2 rRNA genes are annotated in these 3,271 nt (G+C 54.4%); both read left to right on the forward strand.

The annotated features are described in order from the left end of the window. Window positions 1-112: 112 nt before the first annotated feature. A 23S ribosomal RNA gene (locus Xbud_RS21585) occupies window positions 113-3,021 on the forward strand. Between the two features lie 132 nt (window positions 3,022-3,153). After that, window positions 3,154-3,269 (forward strand): 5S ribosomal RNA (rrf, locus tag Xbud_RS21590). Window positions 3,270-3,271 lie beyond the last annotated feature (2 nt).

Genomic DNA, 3,271 nt, shown 5'->3' on the forward strand with positions numbered 1-3,271 from the left:
TTGCTCTTTAACAATCTGGAACAAGCTGAAAATTTGAAACAATCAGTAGCGTCGGAAGACGGTATTGATGAGTCTCTCAAAACTCCAGTCCGAAGACACCTTCGGGTTGTGAGGTTAAGCGACTAAGCGTACACGGTGGATGCCTAGGCAGTCAGAGGCGATGAAGGACGTGCTAATCTGCGAAAAGCGCCGGTAAGGTGATATGACCCGTTATAGCCGGCGATGTCCGAATGGGGAAACCCAGTGCAATCCGTTGCACTATCCTTATCTGAATTCATAGGGTAAGGAGGCGAACCGGGGGAACTGAAACATCTCAGTACCCCGAGGAAAAGAAATCAACCGAGATTCCCCCAGTAGCGGCGAGCGAACGGGGAGCAGCCCAGAGCCATCAGCGATATTCATGTCAGGAGAACGGTCTGGAAAGGCCGGCAGTAAAGGGTGACAGCCCCGTATCCGAAGGCGTGCGTATTGTGAGCTCGAAGAGTAGGGCGGGACACGTGGTATCCTGTCTGAATGTGGGGGGACCATCCTCCAAGGCTAAATACTCCTGACTGACCGATAGTGAACCAGTACCGTGAGGGAAAGGCGAAAAGAACCCCGGCGAGGGGAGTGAAAGAGAACCTGAAACCGTGTACGTACAAGCAGTGGGAGCCCTGATTTATCAGGGTGACTGCGTACCTTTTGTATAATGGGTCAGCGACTTATATTCTGTAGCAAGGTTAACCGTATAGGGGAGCCGGAGGGAAACCGAGTCTTAACTGGGCGTTAAGTTGCAGGGTATAGACCCGAAACCCGGTGAGCTAGCCATGGGCAGGTTGAAGGTTGGGTAACACTAACTGGAGGACCGAACCGACTAATGTTGAAAAATTAGCGGATGACTTGTGGCTGGGGGTGAAAGGCCAATCAAACCGGGAGATAGCTGGTTCTCCCCGAAAGCTATTTAGGTAGCGCCTCGTGAAGTCATCTCCGGGGGTAGAGCACTGTTTCGGCTAGGGGGTCATCCCGACTTACCAACCCGATGCAAACTGCGAATACCGGAGAATGTTATCACGGGAGACACACGGCGGGTGCTAACGTCCGTCGTGAAGAGGGAAACAACCCAGACCGCCAGCTAAGGTCCCCAAGTCATGGTTAAGTGGGAAACGAAGTGGGAAGGCTCAGACAGCCAGGATGTTGGCTTAGAAGCAGCCATCATTTAAAGAAAGCGTAATAGCTCACTGGTCGAGTCGGCCTGCGCGGAAGATGTAACGGGGCTAAACCATGCACCGAAGCTGCGGCAGCGACACTGCGGTGTTGCTGGGTAGGGGAGCGTTCTGTAAGCCGTCGAAGGCGGGCCGTGAGGTCTGCTGGAGGTATCAGAAGTGCGAATGCTGACATAAGTAACGATAAAGCGGGTGAAAAACCCGCTCGCCGGAAGACCAAGGGTTCCTGTCCAACGTTAATCGGGGCAGGGTGAGTCGGCCCCTAAGGCGAGGCTGAAAAGCGTAGTCGATGGGAAACAGGTTAATATTCCTGTACTCGGTGTTACTGCGAAGGGGGGACGGAGAAGGCTATGTCATCCGGGCGACGGTCGTCCCGGTTTAAGCGTGTAGGTGGGATAACCCGGCAAATCCGGTTATCCGCAACACTGAGGCGTGATGACGAGGCACCACGGTGCTGAAGTGACAGATGCCCTGCTTCCAGGAAAAGCCTCTAAGCACCAGGTAACACGGAATCGTACCCCAAACCGACACAGGTGGTCAGGTAGAGAATACTCAGGCGCTTGAGAGAACTCGGGTGAAGGAACTAGGCAAAATGGTGCCGTAACTTCGGGAGAAGGCACGCTGGCGCCAGGTGAAAAGACATGCTCTTGGAGCCGAGGCCAGCCGCAGATACCAGCTGGCTGCAACTGTTTAATAAAAACACAGCACTGTGCAAACACGAAAGTGGACGTATACGGTGTGACGCCTGCCCGGTGCTGGAAGGTTAATTGATGGGGTCATCCTCAGGGAGAAGCTCTTGATCGAAGCCCCAGTAAACGGCGGCCGTAACTATAACGGTCCTAAGGTAGCGAAATTCCTTGTCGGGTAAGTTCCGACCTGCACGAATGGCGTAATGATGGCCAGGCTGTCTCCACCCGAGACTCAGTGAAATTGAACTCGCTGTGAAGATGCAGTGTACCCGCGGCAAGACGGAAAGACCCCGTGAACCTTTACTATAGCTTGACACTGAACCTTGAGCCTTGATGTGTAGGATAGGTGGGAGGCTGTGAAGTGCGGACGCCAGTCTGCACGGAGCCATCCTTGAAATACCACCCTTGAATGTTTGATGTTCTAACGTAGGCCCGTCATCCGGGTTGCGGACAGTGTCTGGCGGGTAGTTTGACTGGGGCGGTCTCCTCCCAAAGCGTAACGGAGGAGCACGAAGGTCAGCTAATCACGGTCGGACATCGTGAGGTTAGTGCAAAGGCATAAGCTGGCTTGACTGCGAGCGTGACGGCGCGAGCAGGTACGAAAGTAGGTCTTAGTGATCCGGTGGTTCTGCATGGAAGGGCCATCGCTCAACGGATAAAAGGTACTCCGGGGATAACAGGCTGATACCGCCCAAGAGTTCATATCGACGGCGGTGTTTGGCACCTCGATGTCGGCTCATCACATCCTGGGGCTGAAGTAGGTCCCAAGGGTATGGCTGTTCGCCATTTAAAGTGGTACGCGAGCTGGGTTTAGAACGTCGTGAGACAGTTCGGTCCCTATCTGCCGTGGGCGCTGGAAGACTGAAAGGGGCTGCTCCTAGTACGAGAGGACCGGAGTGGACGCACCACTGGTGTACGGGTTGTCATGCCAATGGCACTGCCCGGTAGCTAAGTGCGGCAGAGATAACCGCTGAAAGCATCTAAGCGGGAAACTTGCCTTGAGATGAGTCTTCCCTGACTCCTGGAGAGTCCTGAAGGGCCGTCCGAGACGAGGACGTGGATAGGCTGGGTGTGTAAGCGTTGCGAGACGTTGAGCTGACCAGTACTAATGCCCCGTGCGGCTTAACCTGACAACACCGAAGGGGTTTTGTGGGTTTGAGAGACGAGAGAAAGACAGGGTTTCAGGTATATTTTCGATAGGCGCGGAAGCGGTGACGGACGAAAATAACAAGCAGCTTGTTCGGGATTGAATACAGGATTTGTCTGGCGGCAACAGCGCGGTGGTCCCACCTGACCCCATGCCGAACTCAGCAGTGAAACGCCGTAGCGCCGATGGTAGTGTGGGGTCTCCCCATGTGAGAGTAGGGCACTGCCAGACAT

This window comes from Xenorhabdus budapestensis (assembly GCF_002632465.1).
In the GTDB taxonomy this organism is placed as follows: Bacteria; Pseudomonadota; Gammaproteobacteria; order Enterobacterales; family Enterobacteriaceae; genus Xenorhabdus; species Xenorhabdus budapestensis.